This is a genomic window from Luteolibacter pohnpeiensis, assembly GCF_016595435.1.
GTDB lineage: Bacteria > Verrucomicrobiota > Verrucomicrobiia > Verrucomicrobiales > Akkermansiaceae > Luteolibacter > Luteolibacter pohnpeiensis.
This window is the reverse complement of sequence record NZ_JAENIJ010000020.1, coordinates 74,198-94,956: the sequence shown is the minus strand read 5'-3', so window position 1 is coordinate 94,956 and position 20,759 is coordinate 74,198. Positions and strand designations below refer to the sequence as shown.

The following is a 20,759-nucleotide window of genomic DNA, read 5'->3' as shown; positions in this document are numbered from 1 at the left end:
GCAACCGGCGCAACCGGCGCAACCGGCGCAACCGGCGCAACCGGCGCAACCGGCGCAACCGGCGCAACCGGCGCAACCGGCGCAACCGGCGCAACTGGCGCAACCGGGCCTGCTGGTGCTGACGGAGCGATCCAAACAGCCAGCAATGGCCTGACACTTACTGGATCAGATGTTCAGCTTGGTGGAACACTCACCCAAGATACCACGATCGATCAAAATGGCTCCAATATCGGCTTTATCGGAACTGGCAGAGTCGGCATTGATACCATCTCTCCAGAATTTCAGCTAACGATTCTGACTTCAGGAACTGGAGAAAAGAATGGGTTGGCCATCAAAGCAATTGATGAGCCTGTAACCGGTAACCCTGGTTTCGGGACCGCCAGCCAAAATACGACGTGGCTCCATCAAAATGCCGTGCACCAGCAAAACAACTCCACAGGCGCAAACCTATATCTGTCGAAGTCCACAGACGGAGATGTCACAGGGGCCATCTTTGCGAATTTCCTTACCAACGCGACGCAGCGCGGTTCCATCACTCGCACGGCTGGCGGGGTTGCCTACAACACGACTTCCGACATACGACTTAAAGAGAACATCCGGCCGACCGCCAAAGGCTTGAAAGAAGTCATGGACATCCAGGTCAGCGACTACAACTACAAGTCGAACCCAGGCCAAAGCGAAACGGGCTTCATTGCTCAACAACTCTACACGCAATTCCCACAAGTCGTGACCGTCGGTGGAGAGAATCCAACCACAGATCCATGGACCGTGGACTACGGCAAAGTAACTCCGCTGCTCGCCAAAGCCATCCAAGAACTGAAGCAGGAGAAGGATGCGGAAGTTTCAACCCTCCAGGCCGAAATCAAGGCTCTCAAGGAAGAGAATCAAAACCTGAAGCAAGGAATGGTTAGACTCGATATGCTGGAGAAAGCCGTCGCCGCTCTCGAAGGCCGCTCCCACGAAAACGTCACCGTTTCCCTGTCGAAGTAAGGGTTTCGACCGGTGTGCAAGGGAGATGTTCTCCGTTGCGCACCGGATTTTTTTCACGAAGGCGGATTAAAGCTCGCCCTCGATCAGATCTTCCATGGTCTGGCGTTTGCGGATCAAGGTGACCGTGCTTTCCTCGATCAAAACCTCGGCCGGCAGCGGGCGGGAATTGTAGTTGGAGGCCATCACGAATCCGTAAGCACCAGCCGACATCAGCGCGATGGTCTCGCCCGGTTGGAAATCGGGAAGTTCACGATCCTGACAGAAAAAGTCACCGCTTTCACAAATCGGACCTACGACATCGACTTTCACCCGGTCGGCAGTTGCCGGCTCCTGAAGCGGCACGATTTCGTGGTGTCCTTCGTAAAGGGCAGGACGGATCAAATCATTCATGCCGGCATCGACGATTTTGAAGGTCTTGGCAGATCCTTTTTTCTCGTAAAGGCACTTGGTGAGCAAAACTCCGGCGTTGCCAACGATGTAACGACCTGGCTCAAGCAGGATTTTCAGACCCAGTCCCTTGAGACGGGGAACCAATTCCTTGCCGTAACGCTCGATCGTAAGTGGTTTTTCTTCCTCTGGCTGGGCTTCCCACCAATCGACGCTGCCGGACTTCAGCGAATCCTTGTAGATGATGCCGATGCCGCCACCGATTGACCAGAACTCGATGCCGTAACTCTCCTTCAACTGCTTCACCAACGGAATCACCTTTTCCACCGCTTCCACAAACGGCGTGATGGAGGTGAGCTGGGAACCGATGTGCATTTGCAGTCCGCGCAGCTTGATATTGCGCAAGTCACGGTGGGCCCGCTCGTAAAGATCGGCAATGGCTTCGAAATCGACACCAAACTTGTTCTCGGACTTGCCGGTTGAAATGTATTTGTGGGTCTTCGCATCCACATTGGGATTTACCCGGACGGCTGCTGGCGCGATCACGCCAAGTTCTCCAGCCACCTGATTGAGGTAGCGCAGCTCTTCTTCGCTCTCGACGTTGAAAGAGTAAATTCCTTGCTCAAGCGCATAGACGATTTCTTCCCGGGTCTTGCCGACACCTGCGAACGTGCAATGCGCCGGATCACCACCAGCCTTGATCACGCGGTAAAGCTCGCCACCGGAAACGATGTCAAAGCTCGCACCCTGCGTCGCGAGCAAACGCAACACGGACAGGTTCGAATTCGCCTTCACCGCATAAGCCACCTCGTGCTCGACTCCGTCCAATGCCTTGTCCAAGCGCTTGTAGTGATCGACAATCGTTCCCGCTGAATAGACATACAGTGGGGTTCCGAATTCGTCCGCCAAGGAGGAGAGATCGACGTCTTCGCAGTAAAGTGAGCCGCTTTTGTAGGAGAAACCGTGCATGAGTTGGACGGAAGTAAACAGGTTTCCCACTGCGGTAAAGTGAGAAGACGCATGGCAGCGACGGATTCCCGGGAATCATCCGTACGCGAAACAGCGCGGGAATACCTCCCGCGCTGCCAGCAGCATCAACCTGATGCCGAGTTGGGGGGGAATCAGAAGTAGAAGTTGAGGCCGAAGTTCACTTGTTTTTCGAACTCCTCGTCGCCACCGGTGTTCCAGCCACCGCCGACGGAACCGGAAATGGCCAGGTTCGAGCGGAGGAAGTATTTCACACCACCGTCCAGACGGAGAGTGCCGCTATCTTCATTGTCTTCGTCGAGGCGGGTGTAAGCAGCGGTGCCGCGAACGAAAGGAACCCACTTGGTGCCGGTCAGGAAATTGTATTCAGCAAATGCGCCCACGGTGTAGTCGGTGTCACTGTTGACGCCGTTGATGCCGATCAACCCACCAATCAGCCAGTTGCTGGTCACGAATTGACCGTAGCTGACATTCATACTGTAGCGGGTGTCATCCGCCCAGTTAAGGTTACCGTTGAGGGTCAGTTCCTGCACGCCAGGAGCAAGCATTGGAAGACCATCACTCATCGGTGCGGATGGAGCATAGGAATCCGTGGTAACCATTCCACCTTTGGAGTCCGTGGTTGCTCCCATGGCGGCACTTGCTCCAAGAAGTGAAGCAATAGCTGCGATTTTGATAGCTGACTTGGATACTAGTGTTGTCGACATATTCGTAGGGTTCATGTTGTTTAAAAACCAGGACCGGGAGGCTCCTGGCGACGGCGTTACTCTTTGAGAGAAATTCACAGAGTCAAACGAGGATTCTGATAGAGAATTTGCGATCCGATGCGGAATCATTGCGTTGATTCGAGTCAAATGATTGCAAAACGCATCACTCATAATCAACGATTTGCAAAATTCTCTAATAGTCCTTAATTTTTACAACATTGCCAACCAACAATCAGCTGATTCATACATGCACAGCATTCGCAAAATGCAATCTAACCGAATATTGATACATTCAATTTGACGTAATTATGCACAGTTTTTGTTAGATATCTCAGACCAATTCCACAGGCTGACATTTGCTTAAAATACATAAAAAAGCAGCGCAGGGAACTTCCCCGCACTGCTCATGGCAACCAACGATAATTCCAGTATCTGTTAGAAGTAGAATCGGAGACCAAAGTTCACCTGCTTGCCGAAGTCGTCGCCATCCGGCGTGGTGTTCGAGATCCAGGATCCGGTCATCGAAGCACTGAGTGCCATATTGGCGCGAAGGAAATATTTCACCCCGAACTCACCGCTCAGTCGCACGGCATCGGCGTCGAAATGACCGTCGTTCACCCGTGCCCAATCCGCTCCCAGCCCCACGAAGGGAACCCACTTGGTGCCGGTGCAGAAGTTGTATTCGGTGAAAAGACCGAGATCGAAGCTGGCGTCACTGTTTTCGCCGATCACGCCACCTTTCACACCAACCATCCAGCCTTGGGCAACGAAACGACCGTAGCTCAGATCCAGTGCATACTTGGTGGAGGTATCCCAATTCAGATTTCCGGAAAGGCCGAATTCCTGAACCCCTTTGGAAAGGTCCGGCAGCTCATCATTGCTGAGATGAACCCCGGTCGTTTCCGAAATTTTGTTGCCGAGGTCGCTCAGAACCGCTGCTTGAGAAATTCCGGAACCCACTGCCATCACAGTCAGGAAAGCGGAAATCGAACTTTTGCTTTTTCTTAACATACTCATCTTAAGTCAATTTTTCTGAATACCGTGAACCTTCCGTTCAATCCGGTGCGACTTTCTGCAGGGGATGAGTCTTTATTTCAATCATTGTTTGTTTTTTAAGGATATTCGCCATGCTCCCCTGCTCCGTTCCCCTAGATTATTATGGATTGCCGATTTGCTCTGACGTGCGGACAATCGGTGCAGGTGGACGCAGCGAAGGCATTTCAGATCGAGCGCTATGGCGCACCGCATCCCGGTAAAGTGGAGGACCACGTCGCCGTCGAGGAACCGATGGAAATCCGCGTGGATGGTCATCCGATCTCGGTCGTCATGCGCACCCCCGGCCATGATGGTGATCTGGCCCTCGGTTTTCTGTTAACGGAACGCGTGATCTCGCAGCGCTCGGAGGTCCGAAAAATGGATGAGCGGCCGGAGGAGAACCGGGTATTGGTCTTTTTACACGATGGCGTGGAAGTGGATCTCAATCGTTTGAGCCGTCATTTGTTCGCTGCCAGCTCGTGTGGGATTTGCGGCAAAACCCGATTGGAATCGATCTTTCTGGATTCGCCACCTCTTACGCATCGATTGGAAATTCCCGATCACGTTTTGCTCGCCGCACCTGATCAGCTACGCGCCGCCCAACCCGGATTTGATTCAACCGGGGGCGTGCATGCAGCCGGTTTGTTCTCGCCACAAGGGGAACTGCTCATCGCGCGCGAAGACATCGGCCGTCACAACGCAGTGGATAAAGTCATCGGGCGGGCGCTTGCCGATGACATCCCGCTGAAGGATGGCTTCCTGCTCGTTTCGGGCCGGGTTTCCTTTGAAATCATGCAGAAAGCTCAAGTCGCCGGAATTCAACTGGTCGCCGCGGTTTCGGCCCCGAGCTCGCTGGCGATTGAATTTGCCAAAGGTTCGGGCCAGAGCTTGATCGCCTTTCTCCGGCCTCCCGGGTTCAATCGCTACACAGATTGAGCAATTTCAATTTCCACGGACTTGCTGGTCGGCGTGCCGCTGCCCTTCGCTTGCGCGCTGATCGGGACTAGCACATTTGCCTCCGGAAAGTAAGCGGCGGCGCTCCCGCGCGGCATCTCATAAGGCACTGCTGAAAAGTCGCGCACGATCCGGCGTTCATCGCCGCAAATGCTGGTGATATCGACCTTCGAGCCCGGGCGGATGCCGCGCTCGCGCAATTCCTCTGGGTTCACCAGGATCACCTTGCGGGCGTGACCAATGCCGCGATAGCGATCGTTCATCCCATAGATCGTCGTGTTGAACTGGTCGTGGCTGCGCAGCGTCTGCAAAATCAGCCGTCCCGGTTTCACGGCGAAAGAATCCATCTCCGCCGTGCTGAAAACTGCCTTCTGCTCCGGGGTTTTCCAGTCGCGCTCCTTGGCCGAATTTGGCAGATAAAATCCACCCTGGCGTGTCACCCGGAAATTGTAATCTTCAAACCCCGGCACCACCCGCTCGATCAAACTACGAATCCTATCGTAGTCCTCTGCCAACCACAGCCAAGGCACCGGATGCTTGGCATCGAAAAACGCAGCAGCGATCCCGGCGATGATCGCCACCTCACTCCGCAAGTCTGGCGAGAGCGGAGCCAGTATGCCACGCGATAGCTGCACCACGCCCATCGAGTTTTCGCAGGTGACGAAATTCTTTTCCCCATCGCGCTCGCTTCGCCCCAGACACGGAAGGATCAGCGCCGTCTTTCCGGTGACCAAGTGACTGCGATTCAATTTGGTCGAAACATGGCAAGTCAGCTCGCACTGCTCCAAGGCCGCTGCGGTGTAATCCGTATCCGGCGCGGCCTGCAGAAAGTTCCCGCCGAGGCCGAAGAACACTTTCGCCTCACCACGGTGCATCGCGTGGATCGAAGCCACCGTATCGTAACCGTGATCACGCGGCGCATGTATGCCGCATTCGCGATCCAGCGAGCTCAAAAACGATTCCGGCATTTTCTCCCAGATGCCAACGGTGCGATCACCCTGCACATTGCTGTGACCACGGACCGGGCACACTCCGGCGCCATCGCGACCGATCGCGCCTAACAAGAGATGCACATTCACCACCTCACGGATCGTTGCCACCGAGTTGCGATGCTGGGTAAGTCCCATCGCCCAGCAAGTGATGAGCTTGCGCGAACCATTGCACAGATCCAGTGCAAGATCCCGGATCTCGGATTCATCGATCCCGCTCAATCGCACGATCTCCGCCCAACCGGTGCCGACCGCCAAACTACGATACTCCTCGTAGTGAATGGTGTGGCTTTTGATAAAATCATCATCTACGACAGATCCCGGAGTGTTCTCCTCAAATTCCAGCAACGCTTTCGCGAGTCCGCGGAAAAGAGCGAGATCCCCATTGATCCGAATTTGAAGATACTTCGATGCCAAGCGCGTGGGACGGCCGAGCATGCCCGCGACTTTCTGCGGATGCGCAAACCCCATCAGCCCCGCTTCGCGCAGCGGATTCACCGCCACCAACTTGGTCCCGCCCTCCACCGCTTTTTCCAGGGTGCTCAGCATCCGCGGGTGATTCGTTCCGGGATTCTGGCCTACGCACAAAATGACATCCGCCTTCAGGAAATCATCCAGGGTCACCGTTCCCTTGCCCTCACCGATCGATTGCTTCAATGCCAGGCCGCTCGACTCGTGGCACATGTTAGAACAATCCGGCAGGTTGTTCGTGCCGTAGCTGCGGGCAAAAAGCTGATAGAGAAATGCCGCCTCATTGCTGGCACGACCCGAGGTGTAAAAGATCGCCTGATTCGGCGAATCCAGCGCCTTCAGCTGATCCGCAATCGTTCGAAACGCATCGTCCCACGAGATCGGCTCGTAATGGCTGGCACCCGCGCGCAGGATCATGGGTTCCGTGATGCGCCCTTGTTGTTCGTGCCACCAGCCGCTTTGTTTCGCCAGTTCGGTGACGGAATGTTTTGCAAAAAATTTCGCATCTACCCGCTTCGTTGTCGCTTCAGAGGCAAATGCCTTTGCCCCGTTTTCACAAAACTCCGCGATTGAGCGGTCATGATCTGGATCCGGCCAGGCGCAGCTCGGGCAATCAAATCCGCCGAACTGATTCATCTCCGCCAGCCCCACCGGCCCTCGCAATGCTCCCGCCTCCCGGAACATGTGCTCCATGGAAACCGCCACCGCAGGCGCCCCGGCAGCCCAGGTCTTCGGCTTCCCCTGCTTCAAATGTTCTTCACCGCTCATCGCATTTCAATAAGTGCCGGATCCTGATAAATTCAAGCGTATGGTGAGAAATCCCATGTGGATATTCAACAACGATATGTGCGAGCCACCCTGATCAGAATGCTCGTCAAAGCGCGTATCATCAGCCCCCATCCGCTAACCAACATTTTTTCTCCGCCCGAACTTTACCACTCTACCGATCGATCGATCGGCCTTTCCACGTTTTCCAAGTTTTCCATGAGCCTGAAAATCCGGATCCTATCCATCTGTCTTGTCGGCAGCTCGTTCTCAGTGGCCGCGCCACTGCGGGTTTTGATCACCAGTGATACCGACAGTTTCCAACAACTCTATTCACAGTCGTTGGAAAAAGCCGGCGCTGTCGTCACCGTCGACCCGACTCCCGACGAAGCTGATTTAAAAAATGCCGACGTGCTCCTGCTGCAGCAGTCCAACTACCAGCCGCTGCCGGATGCCTCGCAAAAAGCCATCGCCGATTTCGCCAGCCATGGCGGCGGAGTGGTTGCGATCAATGCCGCGCTTGCCGCCGGTGACGTCGCCTGGGGCAAGTCCGTCCTCGGCGGTGCCTGGGACCCGGAAAAGAGCCACCGGTTCAGCAGCCTGATGATGCTCTACGTTCTAACCGATGCGCACCCGATTGTAAAAAGTGCGTCGCAGTTCGACCTCCAGGACGACACGCTCTTCGACCTCGATACCGATCCGGACATCAACGTCCTCGCCTCCGCCTTCACTCCGAAAGGCCGCGATGGAGAAATCATCGGTGGCGATCCGACCAAGGGCGTCCGTGCCTCGATCTACGACATCCAGCCACAGATCTGGACTCATGAGGATGCGCAGCATCGTTCTTTCGTGATCCTCCCGGGATCTGAAAAAACGCTCGCTCACGAAAGCATCCGCACCTTCATCCTCCGCGGCCTCGCCTGGACGGCGAAACGCGAGAACGTGGATGAACTGACTGCCGATGTGAAACCGGACGATCTGCGCTACCCCAAGGGCGGCCCTTTGAAAGCGGAAGACGCGATCAAGAAATTTGAAATGCAGCCCGGCTTCACCGCCAGCGTCGTCGCCGCCGAGCCGCTGGTCAACAAGCCCATCGCCGTGCAGTGGGATGCCAAAGGTCGGCTGTGGGTTGCCGAAACCATCGAATACCCAAATGGTCGCCGTCCCGCCGTGGCCGAGCCATGGAAAGAAACCGGAGTCGTCGAGCCCGGCAAATACGATCGCCCGGCGCTCGATCGCATCAGCATTCTAACCGATACCGATGGTGACGGCGTCATGGACAAGAAGACCGTGTTCCATGAAGGCCTGGAGCTCATCACCGGATTCTGCATGCACGAAGACGGCGTCATCGTGGTCGCAGAGCCGGATGTCGTCTGGCTGCGCGATACGGATGGCGATGACAAGGCGGATCAGGAGATCCCACTGTTCGGCGGTTTTGTTCCCGGTGACACCCACTTCGTCGCCAACCACTTCATTTCCGCTCCAGACGGCTGGATCTACGCCAGCAATGGCAGCGGCTGCATCCCGACCGATCCGAAAACAGGCAAGGAACTCGCCCGCCTTTCCCCCGGGGTTTTCCGCTTCAAGCCGGACGGTTCCGTCATCGAACAAGTCGCATCCCAAGGCGGAAACACCTTTGGTGCTGAAGTCACCAGCGACATGGAAATTTACCACGGCAAGGCCACCAGCGGCGATCCGATCCAGCATGTGGTGCTTCCGGAATGGGTGCTGAAGAAGGCTCCCGGCTCCTCCATTTCCAGCATGCACTCGGTGAATCCTGGCCGCGCTGTCATCCGCAAGGATTTGCCAGACCGTGCGCCACTCATGCAGATCGACCAAGTCGGCCGATACACCGCTGCCTGCTCCGTCGCCATGTATGAAGGCGGTGCCTGGCCAGACGAATACAAGAACACGATGTTCACCTCGGAGCCGATCCTCGACATCGTGCACCACGAGAAAATCGTTCCTGATGGACCTTCGTTCAAAGGCGAGCTGGTTCTAACAGACCGCGAATGGCTCCGCTCGGAAGACTTCTGGTTCTGCCCCATCGATACCAGCTTCGGCCCGGATGGAGCTGCCTATCTGTTGGATTTTTATACCCCGGTCGTCGCCCACAATGACACCCGTGGTCCCCAGCACAGCCGCTCTGGCGCTTCTGTCCGCCCGGACCGCGAGCACTACTTCGGCCGCATCTACCGGATTCAACACGATGGCGCGCCGGTCCTCACTTCGCCGGATCTTTCGCAGGCAGATGCCGCCGGATTGATCAAAGCCTTCTCCCATCCGAACCGCGATGTTCGCTTTAACGCGATCCGGGTTCTGATCGAAAAGGCAGATCAGTTCCGCGACGACGCAGCGCCGCTTTTGGTGAATCTGCTCAAAGGCGGTGAGATGGAAGAAGCGCGGATCGAAGCGCTCTGGGCACTGCAACGTCTCGGCAAGCTCGACCCTTCCCTGCTGAACTTCATCGCAATTTCCTCCAAAGGCCATCTGCGCAAAAACGCCATGCTCGTTGCCGAATCCGGCGCCATCCCACTGGAACCGGAAGCGGTGAGCATCGCCTTGGCAGATCCCGATCAACGGACCCAGCTCGCCGCACTGCGTGCTCTCGGAGCTTCGCCGATGAGTGAAGAAAACGGCAAAGTGCTGCTCAACGCCGCATCGACTTTCAAGGACCCATGGTCGCTTGCCGCTGCTGCCGCTGCCGGCTCGGACAACCCGGTGCCACTTCTATCCGCGCTGCTGGAAACCGAACACGCGGACGATTCCCAAAAAGAACTCGCGCGTTTGCTGGCCGCCGCTCTTTCCGCCAAGACCTTGCCAGACCAGACCGCCTCGCTGTTTGAAAAAATCGCCAGCGCGACCGATTCCGAACTGGCCCTGCGCGTGTTGAACGAGCTCTCGAAGAACCCGCCACCGCCACCAGCGGACGCTTCCGCCGCCTTGGCTCATTTGAAAAATCTGCTCGCCTCCGGCAATCAATCGATCGCCACCGCCGCCATCCCCTTTGCCATCGCATGGGATCCACAAGGCAAGGTGCTGGCCGGTGAAGTCGCCGCCGCTTCCAAGAAACTGCTCGGCATCGCCCGCGATCCAAAGCAACCGGCCGAAGTCCGCGTCAACTCGCTGCGCTCGCTGATTGCCGCCCGTTCCACAGACCCGGAAATCCTGCCGGACTTGATCAACGTGCTGGATCAGAAACTGCCACAGCAAGTGATTCTTCCCGTGATCGAGCAACTGGCGGAAACCGGCGAGCCAAGCGTGGGCCCTGCCTTGCTGGAACACATGCAAAAGCTCGGTGGCCGTGCCCGCAATGCGATCTTCCGAGCACTCACCAGCCGCCCGGAATGGACCGCATTGATTCTGGACGCGATCGAGCAACAGAAGCTCGATTTCAAATCGCTCTCACCGCGCGAGGCATCCCTCCTGAGCAACCACCCGGATGCCGCCATCGCGGAGCGCGCCAAAGCCATCATCGAGAAACTCAACGGCAGCTCTGACAAGGCGAAGGTCATCGCCGATCTGCTCCCGGAAGTGAGCAAGAAAGGTGACCCGGCCCACGGCAAGGAACTGTTCAATCAGACCTGCACGATCTGCCACCAGATCGAGGGCAAGGGCGCCCAGTTCGGCCCCGCGCTGGATGGCATCGGCTCGCACCCGGTGAACGAGCTGCTCACCCACATTGTCGATCCAAGCCTGGTCGTCGACGATGAACATCGTACTTGGAACATCAAGATGAAGGATGGCACCCAGTATTCCGCCCTGATCGCGAGTGAGAACGACAAGCGCGTGCAGCTCCGCCTGCCAGGCGGTGCGACCCTCGACCTGGATCCGGCAAACATCGAGTCCCGCAGCAAAGGGTATAATTCCCTCATGCCGGAAGGCTTTGAAGCTCTCGGCGGCCCGGCCCTGCGCGATATCATTTCCTACCTGCAAAGCGTCGCCCCACAGACCGAATAAACGATCTCCAGCAAGTGCTGTTCGCAATGGCAAAGGGCCGGTTCCGAGTGGATCCGGTCCTTTGTTTTTCCTGCAGCAAGGCAAAATCTTCCAACAAACGGACTGGAAAAAATCAGCGCAGCCCCCGATGGTCCGCGCATGAACGCCGCTGCCGCTGGATTCCAAATGCCCGCCGAATGGTCACCGCAGGAAGCGGTCTGGCTGTCCTGGCCCGTCGATGACCCACGCCACTGGGGCGGCGCGAAACGCGATCTCATCTGGTCGAAATTCGCCGAGATCGCCGCTGCCATTTCCCGATTTGAGCCGGTCCGCATCAATGCCCCGGGAGCCGATCACGCTGAAATCGCCGCCATTTGCAACAAGGCCAAAGCCGTGCCGGAACACGTCCAGCTCTTCGACCACCCGCACAATGACGTCTGGTGCCGTGACCATGGTCCGATCTTTGTGAAACACCCGGAAACCGGCGAAGTCGCCGTCACCAACTGGGGCTTCAATGCATGGGGCGGCAAATTCCCACCATGGGATCAGGACAATGCCATCCCGGGAAAAATCGCCTCCTCGCTCGGCATGCGATGCTTTGACGGCGGCATGATCCTGGAAGGCGGCGCGATCGAAATCAACGGACGCGGCCACCTGCTGACCACCGAGGCCGTGTTGCTAAACCCGAACCGCAACCCGCATCTCAGCCGGGAAGAGATCGAAATCAAACTCCGCGATGGCCTGGGAGTTCGCGACATCCTTTGGCTCAAGCAAGGCATCGAAGGCGACGATACCGACGGCCACATTGATGACCTCGCCCGTTTCATCGATCCACAGACCATCCTCGCCTGCATCGATCAGAGCGGCACGATCTCCAACCAGAAGATCCTCGCGGAAAATCTCAGCCTGCTGAAAAATTTCACCGCTGCCGATGGCAGGCCATTCGAAGTGGTCGAGATCCCATTGCCGGAAGCCTGTGAAGTCCCCGGTTGGCGCTTGCCCGTGTTGCCGGCGAGTTATGTCAATTTCCTCATCGTCAATGGTGGCGTGTTGGTTCCGACTTTCCGCCAGCACCGCAACGACGATCGGGCGCTCGGCATGATTCGCGAGCTATTCCCCGGGCGTCAGGTCGTTGGCATTGATTGCCTCGATCTCGTCGAAGAAGGCGGCACCTTGCATTGCATCTCCCAGCAGCAACCCGCCTAAGCACCGCGAAATGGTAGCTGCGGCGTCCCATTAGTCCCACACATATCGCTCATCAAACGGCATCGCATATTTCGACAACAACCGGCGGTATTCCTCCTGAAATGTCATGACCCGATGATGGTCCGCCTGATTTTCGATATAACTCCCCAACGCCACCCGATGCGCCGGACTGACCGAAAAAATACCATAACCGCCCTGCCATTGGAAATTCGCCAATTTCCCTCCCTTCGCCTTCACCCATTTCGATGATCCCGTTTTGATTTCCCGCACCAGGTCCGCCGGAGCACACGTCCTTGGATGGCTGATCATCAGATGAATGTGATCCGCCACCGATCCGGCCTTCAACAGAGCGCCGTTCTGATTGGCAACAATCCCTCCAATATAGGCATGAAGTTCATCGCGGATTTCATCCTCAATCCATGCTTCACGATTCTTCGTCGAGAACACCAGATGCACCAATATTTGTGAGAGTGATTGCGACATGGAATGATCGTTGCGATTGGATTTTCGCGAATCGTTTGGGGGAGAGGCAATAGGGGGAATTGAAGCGAGAAGCCACCTCTATCATCGTATGGAAAGTTGTTCGAGATAAACCGTAGCCATTTTCATTTCGTGCCGTGATTCCGGTGAAATGGCAATGGGGATCAGGCAATCATCCAAACACCGGATGTCGCCCCGTTGGGGCTCAATAGCTCGGTTGCACGGATGCCCAGGGCCATGCCCTGGGCTATCGCATTTTACCCCTTTGGGGTATTCGTAACCGAATCGCCATTCCCGACCGCCGTTATTGAACCGCAAGCCATCGACGTATTCGGGCCGATCAAACCTCAATTGCCCCCATCACCAAAAGCCCCAACGGGGCTCAATGTGATAGCCCAAGGTGCAACTTCGGACAACCATCACAAAAATCATGTCGCCCCGTTGGGGCTCAATTGCTCGGTTGTATGGATTCCCAGGGCCATGCCCTGGGCTATCGCATTTTACCCCTTTGGGGTATTCGTGACCGAATCGCCATTCCCGACCGCCTTCATCGAACCGCAAACCACCGACGTATTCGGGCCGATCAAACCTCAATTCCCACCGTCTCGAAAAGCCCCAACGGGGCTCAATGTGATAGCCCAAGGTGCAACTTCGGACCAATCATCACAAAAATCATGTCGCCCCGTTGGGGCTCAATAGCTCGGTTATACGGATTCCCAGGGCCATGCCCTAGGCTATCTCATTTTACCCCTTCGGGGTATTCGTAACTGAATCGCCATTCCCGACCGCCGTCATCAAACCGCAAAACCACCGACGTATTCGGACCGATCAAACCTCCATTACTCCCGTCACCAAAAGCCCCAACGGGGCTCAATGTGATAGCCCAAGGTGCAACCTTGGGATCACGACCATAAAAATTATGTGCCCTGAAGGGGCACGATGAAACCCCGTCCGCGAATCAAGGCCATGCCCTGGGCTATCTCATTTTACCCCCTTCGGGGGTATTCGTAACCGAATCGCCATTCCCGACCGCCTTCATCGAACCGCAAACCACCGACGTATTCGGGCCGATCAAACCTCAATTACCCCCGTCTTCAAAAGCCCCAACGGGGCTCAATGTGATAGCCCAAGGTGCAACCTTGGGATCACGCACCATAAAAATTATGTGCCCTGAAGGGGCACGATGAAACCCCGTCCGCGAATTAAGGCCTCGCGCTGGGCTATCGCACTTTTACGCATCGGGGGTTTACCCGAACAACCCCGACGAATTCATGCAATAGCCCAGGGCGAAACCTTGGCATCCACCTTCACGCCAAAACATCACTCGCCCTGGAGGGGCGGCACAACACGCCGCCCCTCGCGGCCACTCAAATCATGGCACCACCTGCAAACGAATGAACCCTCCCTTTTCGTAGCCTTCCGGAACCTGCAACTCATACCAACGAATGGTCCCGAATTCGGTGGCGACCTCCACCGGTTCCTCCCCCTCTGTTAGAGGCACCCAGTCACTCAGATTCGCGGAAATTTCCGGCCGCACCACCTGCCCTGGCTGGGTCGTCCAATAAAGCCGGATGCGCTCCGCCTCTCCGGTGATCGCCGTGGGTGTGACTTGTGATAACTTGACCACCGGCACACGGGTTGTCGGAACCACGCGCACTTCATTCAACTGCAACGCAAAATCATCATATCGGGCCGGACCGGTATTCGGCGCGGTATCGAAAATGAAATAGCGTGAATCATTCGCAAAGGCAATCTCACCACTATCAACCAAGGCATCATTTATATAAATCTGATAGCCGGTTTGATAGACCGAGTAATCATTTGAATCATCAATCACCACTCGAATGTCCACCGGCTCTCCCGCAGGCAAACCTGTTGCAATGGCGGCATTGATATCCCCTGTTCCGGTGTGGGATGCGGCATCGATGCGCTTGAAAACTGAAATCGTATTGCCAGCCACCAAGTCGAGCTGGATGCCGAGATCCACTCCGCCCACCCCACCCGCTGGATCAGCCGAGTCGGAAATGCTCAACGTCGTTCTGGCCGATGCCGGATCGGTGTCATTCAGCTCATGCACCAGCCGCCATTCATACTGATTGCCGGCCAATTCCTTGCCGAAATCCAGCGGCGTTGATCCGTCGGCGGAAAACTGGAACGCCGTCGCATTCGCAGCCGATGCGATCTCAAGCGCGTTGTCCACGATCGAGTGCGCAAGCGCCGGCTTCGCATTGTTGGTGTGGATGTAGGAAAGCCCTGCTGCCATCGATCCGCTCAACCGCTCCTCCAGACCTTCGTTAACCCCCTGCCCGGCGGCGAATCCACCCGTCGTAGAGTTTCCACTAGGAAGATCGTAGCTATCCGCCAGCAACAGCCCTGCCGTCGCTCCATCAGACAGCTCGACCACCTCACCGACTTCACCCAGATAGACCTCTTGATACCACCGCATCAACGCTGTCTCCATTTCATCGATCAACCCCGCCTGGGATGCATCATTCACCAGATGGTTCGATTCCGCCGCATCATTGGATAGATCGTAAAATTCGCGATTGTTCCCATTCGTATCGCGCAAGAACTTCATGTCTCCACGGCGGATCGCCAACTGCGGGGACCGTCCTTTGGTGATGCCAGGATTGCTGGCAAATTCCCAAAACAGATCCCGCTTGCGAACCCGCGTCGATCCCTTGAAAACATCTAACATATTTTCCCCATCCAGCGTCGTCGGCGGAATATCCACATTCGCCAGCGCACAATAGGTCGGCAGCAAATCCAACGTCGATACCGCCGTGGTCGTGTTCACCTGCGCCGGAACCGTCCCCGGCATGCGGATGATGAATGGCTCACGCACCCCGCCCTCATAGATATCCCGTTTGCCACCGCGCAGGCCACCGGCACGATTCACGATCGACGTCGCCGAGTTATCCATCGGCGGGCCATTATCCCCCACCACCACGATCAACGTTTCCTCCGCAATGCCGAGGCTATCGACCGTATTGATCAAGCGGCCGATCTCCTTATCCAGCTCGTTCAGCTCGGAAAGGAACAACTTCGTCTGCGTGTCAGAGCTGATGTGATCGAAGTCGTTTTCCTTCCCAGGATCGGTGTTGAATGGCGTGTGCGTGTCGTTATAGGGCACGTGAACATAAAACGGTTTACCTTCACTCACCGCATCGGTGATGAACTCGATCGCCGCATCCGTGTGAAGGTCCGCGCCTTCCTCCCACTCCGCCCAGGTGATCTCGCCGGGCACGTCCGCATTGGCATCAGATAAACCATAATTCCGATACAGCACCCGATCGCCCATGCCTTCGAAGGCGACCAGCGATTTTTGAAATCCATAATCCTGCGGGTACGGCGCATTGTTCACATCACGCCCGCCACCCATGTGCCACTTGCCGAACTGACCGGTCGTCCAACCATGATCGCGAAATATCCGCGCGCTCGTTACTACATCCGGCTGCAGCCAATCGTTCAAACCTCGATTTTGATTGGCCGCCTTGTTATCGAGGAAACTATTGATCGCATGCCGTGCCGGCATACTACCTGTTAGAACGCCCACCCGGGATGGTGAGCAAATGGGCGATACCACATAGCCTTGGGTAAAACGAGTGCCGGACGCCGCCAAGGCATCCAGATTCGGCGTGATGGGATTGCCATTTTTATCCTTCACCGTGCTGCCATAGCAGGACAAATCGCCCCAGCCGATGTCGTCGATGAAAATGAAAAGATAATTCGGCACCGCAGAGGCCGGGAGGATCAGAAGAGCCGAAATGATGAGGGTTTTGAAAGTCAATTTCATAAATGGGTTTGGGAAAGTTCGAAGCCTCCCGGGTTAGTGGAGGCTTCTTCAGAGCGAGAGATCGGGTAATCCATCAAGCCACCTCAGCGGCGGCGGCGAACCAGTCCGAGCAATCCTAAGCAGCCGAGAATCGCCACCGATGGCTCAGGCACGGCGAAAGCAGCCACGGCATCCACATTCGCGCCCCAGGCTGTGGTGTTGCCGCCAAAAACATTCTGCGTATCCGAGCCCACGAGCGTTCCGCGATTCGTCGGGCTGGCGGCATAGAGCGTCACCGTTGCCCAGCCTTCCAGGTTTCCATTTCCGGCTGATTGATAATAGTGCCCTTCAAATTCATCACCCGCGGTGTAAACTCCTCCGCCACCCGCGATGAGCGTGGTGCCATCAGGATCATACAGATTGAAAAGATTTCCGCCATATGATGCCGCCGCAGTGGTGCCTGTATTGGTCAGCACGTCCGCCATCGAGGCCCACGATCTAACATCGCCATTGCTCGGCATCGTCCCGTAGAAACCACCCGTATTGCCATCATAGGAAAACCCGTTCAGCGCGGTCGATCCCGTAAACAAAGCCGTCGCTATGGTGGCACCGCCAGTGTTGGCCAAATAGCCGGAAAGGGTTGCATATTCAACTACATCGCCACTGCCTGTCACCCGGTAAATGTGGCCGGTGGAAAGATCCATCGTACTGCCCTGATCCGTTGCGTAAGACGCCTGTGTCGCAACCAACACGCCGCTGGTCACACTGCTGGTCTGCGAGAACATGTCGGCAACGCTGTCATATTGCCAAATACCGCCATCGGAAGTCGTCACATAAACCGCAGCCGCCTGAGCCACGCCACCAAGTCCCATCAAACCGACCGCCACAAGTGCGGTCGAAAGCCGACCGACTTTCATCTGCAAAGGTTTTATCATATTTCTATTTTGGGTTCCAGAGTTCACTCCCGAAGCAGTCACACCCCGGGCATCTCAATTGCATGTGCGCCCCGCCAAAAACGTTCGCAGGAATTCAGAGAAATTTTCCAGGTCCGTGTGTGATCGCTGTAAAGGCGGACTTCCCCCAGCCGACCCGCGCCCCCCCAAGAATCCCGCCCCTTCAGGGCGGATCTATTTGTTCCACATCTAACCCAGGGTGATACCCTGGGCTATCGCATTTCGCCCCGTTGGGGCATCCGTGACCCAATCGCCGTTCCCACCCGAAAACATCGGCGTATGCCATATCCACCCCAACCAAACCACACGATGCATTTCCAAATGGGTCCACCGATGCATGTCATGTCTACCCCGTTGGGGCATTCGTGCCCCAATCGCCGTTCCCACCCGAAAACACCGACGCATGCCATCTCCGCATCAACGAAACCATGCGATGCATTTCCAAATGGGTCCACCGACGAATGTCATATCTGCCCCGTTTGGACATTCGTGACCCAATCGCCGTTCCTACCCGAAAACACCGACGCATGTCATATCCACATCAACGAAACCATGCGATGCATGCCCAAATCGGCCCCAACGCATGCCATTTCCGCCCCAACGGGGCATGATACGATAGCCCAAGGTGTAACCTTGGGAACATCGAAGAACGAGATATTGAGCCCTGAAGGGGCGACATCCAACCGGCCGCATTTCCCCCCCACAATCCCGCCCCTTCAGGGCGGATCTATTTGTTTCATGTCTAACCCAGGGTGACACCCTGGGCTATCGCATTTTGCCCCGTTGGGGCATCCGTGACCTAATTGCGGTTCACACCCGCAAACACCGACGCATGCCATATCCACCCCAACCAAACCATGCGATGCATCCCCCAAATCGGTCCACCGACGCATGCCATTTCCGCCCCGACGAAACCATGCGATGCATCACCAAATCGGTCCACCGGCGCATGCCATATCTGCCCCAACGGGGCAAAATGAGATAGCCCAAGGTGCAACCTTGGGAACATCGATGATCAAGATATTGAGCCCTGAAGGGGCGACATCCAACCGGACGCATTTCCAACCGACAATCCCGCCCCTTCAGGGCGGATCTATTTTTACCCATCTAAACCCAGGGTGATACCCTGGGCTATCCCATTTTTGCCCCGTTGGGGCATTCGTGACCCAATCGCCGTTCCCACCCGAAAACACCGACGCATGTCATATCCGCATCAACGAAACCATGCGATGCATTTCCAAATGCGCCCACCGACGCATGCCATGTCCCCCCCGACGAAACCATGCGATGCATTTCTAAATGGGCCGACCGACACATGTCATTTCCGCCCCGACGGGGCATGATACGATAGCCCAAGGTGCAACCTTGGGAACACCGATGATCGAGATATTGAGCCCTGAAGGGGCGACATCTACCCGGCCGCATTTCCCCCCACAATCCCGCCCCTTCAGGGCGGATCCATTTGTTCCACATCTAACCCAGGGTGATACCCTGGGCTATCCCATTTCGCCCCGTTGGGGCATTCGTGCCGCAATCGCCGTTCCCACCCGCAAACATCGACGTATGCCATATCCGGCCCGACGAAACCATGCGATGCATTTCCAAATGCGCCTACCGATGCATACCATATCTGCCTCGTTTGTGCATTCGTGACCCAATCGCAGTTCCCACCTGCAAACATCGACGCATGCCATATCCGCCCCAACGAAACCATGCGATGCATTTCTAAATGGACCGACCGACACATGTCATGCCCCCACAGTTAAACCAGGAGATGCATGACCCAAATCGGCCCTGACACATGCCATATCTGCCCCAACGGGGCAAAATGAGATAGCCCAAGGTGTAACCTTGGGGACATCGAAGAACGAGATATTGAGCCCTGAAGGGGCGACATCCAATCGGCCGCATTTCCCCCCACAATCCCGCCCTTTCAGGGCGGATCTATTTGTTCCACACCTAACCCAGGGTGACACCCTGGGCTATCGCATTTTGCCCCGTAGGGGCATGTTGTATTCATCTTTCCAAACTACCCTAGACTATCTCATTTTGTTTTACCCCCGTTGAGGCATGTCATATTCAACACCACGACACGAATCGTTCGTGCCAACCCGATGGCGCGGTGGGCGTGTTTGAGAGTGGCTGCGGCGTCCCGCCGCAGGCCGTGGCAGGGGCGTCCCGCCCCTGCAATCCTCCCCAATCTCTACAACTCCACATTCCGCGAATGCGCCTCGATCCGATCTGCAATCCTTTCCACCTCCGCCACCGATAAAGCCCCCGCCACACCCAGCGATGGCAACCGCTTGCCAATCGGGCTTCCGCTCAAAACCGCCACGCTGCTCGTTCCATCATCCGTCACATACCACCCTGGCATCGCCACCACCGGGACCACCTTCACGGCCCGCGCCGACGATCCCGCCAACCACTTCGAAAACTCATCCGCGTTCCGCTTCGCCTGCGCCGTCGCCTTTCGATGCGGCTTCCCGTCCGGCAATTGGATCGTGTCCCCACTCACCTTCAGCTTGTGGCTTTGATTTCCATCCGGCAGCTCCCCATTTGGCTTCCGCCACGCCTTCGTCTCCACCGCGAACACCCCCGTCGGCCCCACCACGATGTGATCGATGTTAAACGTCGTCGCCTCCCCGCCCGGCTTCATGTCGAAGATGAAATCGTGGAAAACCCGATACCCCTGTGCCTGCAGCATCGAAAGTTTCTCCGCCACATACCGCTCCCCATGGAACCCCAAGCGGCAATTCCGCAAGTCCGTCCGCAGCTTCGCCAACTTCCGCCAACTCCGCCACATCATGCCACCACCCAAAAGCATGAAGAAAGACCAAATCAATCCATTCACCCACCAGATCTGCGAGCTGAAAAGCATGATCAACCACCCCGTAGCGACCATCGTCACAGCGAATCGCAGAGCCATATCCATCATCTCCTCGACCAAGTTCTCGATCTTCAACCGCAACGATTCCCCTGCCGGCCGCAGCATCTTCTCCGTAAACGGCGCCCGACTCTTCGCCCTCTCACGGGCAAACATCCTCTTAAAGCCAAAATGGATCAGCCCAAGCGCCGCACCGATCCAAACCACACCCACGATCATTCCCAGCTTCATCGGATC

General features: G+C 56.4%; 12 protein-coding genes. 4 read left to right on the top strand and 8 right to left on the bottom strand.

What is annotated here, in order from left to right:
- Positions 1 to 990 (top strand): tail fiber domain-containing protein (locus JIN85_RS13130; protein WP_200271450.1); only part of this gene is annotated, 990 nt, incomplete at its 5' end.
- 66 nt (positions 991 to 1,056) lie between these two features.
- On the opposite strand, the gene lysA is transcribed toward JIN85_RS13130, so the two are convergent.
- From lysA to JIN85_RS13115, 3 genes are all read right to left on the bottom strand, one after another.
- Complete coding sequence (gene lysA, locus JIN85_RS13125; RefSeq protein ID WP_200271448.1) at positions 1,057 to 2,346, bottom strand: diaminopimelate decarboxylase; 1,290 nt, start codon at positions 2,344 to 2,346, stop codon at positions 1,057 to 1,059.
- Positions 2,347 to 2,498: 152 nt separating this feature from the next.
- Positions 2,499 to 3,071, bottom strand: a complete 573-nt coding sequence (locus JIN85_RS13120) for a transporter family protein (RefSeq protein ID WP_200271446.1) — start codon at positions 3,069 to 3,071, stop codon at positions 2,499 to 2,501.
- A gap of 435 nt (positions 3,072 to 3,506) precedes the next feature.
- A complete protein-coding gene (locus JIN85_RS13115; protein ID WP_200271444.1) occupies positions 3,507 to 4,082 on the bottom strand; it encodes an outer membrane beta-barrel protein in 576 nt (191 codons plus the stop codon).
- 147 nt (positions 4,083 to 4,229) lie between these two features.
- On the opposite strand from JIN85_RS13115, the gene fdhD reads away from it, so the two are divergent.
- On the top strand, positions 4,230 to 5,042 hold the full coding sequence (fdhD, locus tag JIN85_RS13110; protein WP_200271442.1) for a formate dehydrogenase accessory sulfurtransferase FdhD: 813 nt from the start codon (positions 4,230 to 4,232) through the stop codon (positions 5,040 to 5,042).
- Here the strand turns inward: fdhD and JIN85_RS13105 are convergent.
- Positions 5,030 to 7,288 (bottom strand): FdhF/YdeP family oxidoreductase, encoded by a 2,259-nt coding sequence (locus JIN85_RS13105; RefSeq protein WP_200271440.1) that lies wholly within the window; start codon positions 7,286 to 7,288, stop codon positions 5,030 to 5,032. The genes fdhD and JIN85_RS13105 overlap by 13 nt on opposite strands.
- 216 nt (positions 7,289 to 7,504) lie before the next feature.
- Between JIN85_RS13105 and JIN85_RS13100 the strand changes: the two genes are divergently transcribed.
- The gene (locus JIN85_RS13100) at positions 7,505 to 11,245 is read left to right on the top strand and encodes a PVC-type heme-binding CxxCH protein (protein WP_200271438.1); all 3,741 of its coding nucleotides are present in this window, start codon (positions 7,505 to 7,507) and stop codon (positions 11,243 to 11,245) included.
- Positions 11,246 to 11,383: 138 nt separating this feature from the next.
- Positions 11,384 to 12,430 (top strand): agmatine deiminase family protein, encoded by a 1,047-nt coding sequence (locus JIN85_RS13095; RefSeq protein ID WP_200271436.1) that lies wholly within the window; start codon positions 11,384 to 11,386, stop codon positions 12,428 to 12,430.
- A 30-nt stretch (positions 12,431 to 12,460) separates the two neighbouring features.
- On the opposite strand, the gene tnpA is transcribed toward JIN85_RS13095, so the two are convergent.
- From tnpA to JIN85_RS13075, 4 genes are all read right to left on the bottom strand, one after another.
- A complete protein-coding gene (tnpA, locus tag JIN85_RS13090) occupies positions 12,461 to 12,913 on the bottom strand; it encodes an IS200/IS605 family transposase (protein ID WP_200271433.1) in 453 nt (150 codons plus the stop codon).
- Positions 12,914 to 14,282: 1,369 nt separating this feature from the next.
- The gene (locus JIN85_RS13085) at positions 14,283 to 16,706 is read right to left on the bottom strand and encodes a sulfatase-like hydrolase/transferase (protein WP_200271431.1); all 2,424 of its coding nucleotides are present in this window, start codon (positions 16,704 to 16,706) and stop codon (positions 14,283 to 14,285) included.
- An 83-nt stretch (positions 16,707 to 16,789) separates the two neighbouring features.
- Positions 16,790 to 17,602: a PEP-CTERM sorting domain-containing protein gene (locus JIN85_RS13080; protein WP_200271430.1), complete on the bottom strand. Its 813-nt coding sequence runs from the start codon at positions 17,600 to 17,602 to the stop codon at positions 16,790 to 16,792.
- Between the two features lie 2,239 nt (positions 17,603 to 19,841).
- Positions 19,842 to 20,753 (bottom strand): nuclease-related domain-containing protein, encoded by a 912-nt coding sequence (locus JIN85_RS13075; RefSeq protein WP_200271428.1) that lies wholly within the window; start codon positions 20,751 to 20,753, stop codon positions 19,842 to 19,844.
- Positions 20,754 to 20,759: the final 6 nt, after the last annotated feature.

Bases quoted from the DNA above. Each gene is read 5' to 3' on its own strand.
- lysA (WP_200271448.1), bottom strand. From the start codon at position 2,346: ATGCACGGTTTCTCCTACAAAAGCGGCTCACTTTACTGCGAAGACGTC.
- JIN85_RS13120 (WP_200271446.1), bottom strand. From the start codon at position 3,071: ATGTCGACAACACTAGTATCCAAGTCAGCTATCAAAATCGCAGCTATT.
- JIN85_RS13115 (WP_200271444.1), bottom strand. From the start codon at position 4,082: ATGTTAAGAAAAAGCAAAAGTTCGATTTCCGCTTTCCTGACTGTGATG.
- fdhD (WP_200271442.1), top strand. From the start codon at position 4,230: ATGGATTGCCGATTTGCTCTGACGTGCGGACAATCGGTGCAGGTGGAC.
- JIN85_RS13105 (WP_200271440.1), bottom strand. From the start codon at position 7,288: ATGAGCGGTGAAGAACATTTGAAGCAGGGGAAGCCGAAGACCTGGGCT.
- JIN85_RS13100 (WP_200271438.1), top strand. From the start codon at position 7,505: ATGAGCCTGAAAATCCGGATCCTATCCATCTGTCTTGTCGGCAGCTCG.
- JIN85_RS13095 (WP_200271436.1), top strand. From the start codon at position 11,384: ATGAACGCCGCTGCCGCTGGATTCCAAATGCCCGCCGAATGGTCACCG.
- tnpA (WP_200271433.1), bottom strand. From the start codon at position 12,913: ATGTCGCAATCACTCTCACAAATATTGGTGCATCTGGTGTTCTCGACG.
- JIN85_RS13085 (WP_200271431.1), bottom strand. From the start codon at position 16,706: ATGAAATTGACTTTCAAAACCCTCATCATTTCGGCTCTTCTGATCCTC.
- JIN85_RS13080 (WP_200271430.1), bottom strand. From the start codon at position 17,602: ATGAAAGTCGGTCGGCTTTCGACCGCACTTGTGGCGGTCGGTTTGATG.
- JIN85_RS13075 (WP_200271428.1), bottom strand. From the start codon at position 20,753: ATGAAGCTGGGAATGATCGTGGGTGTGGTTTGGATCGGTGCGGCGCTT.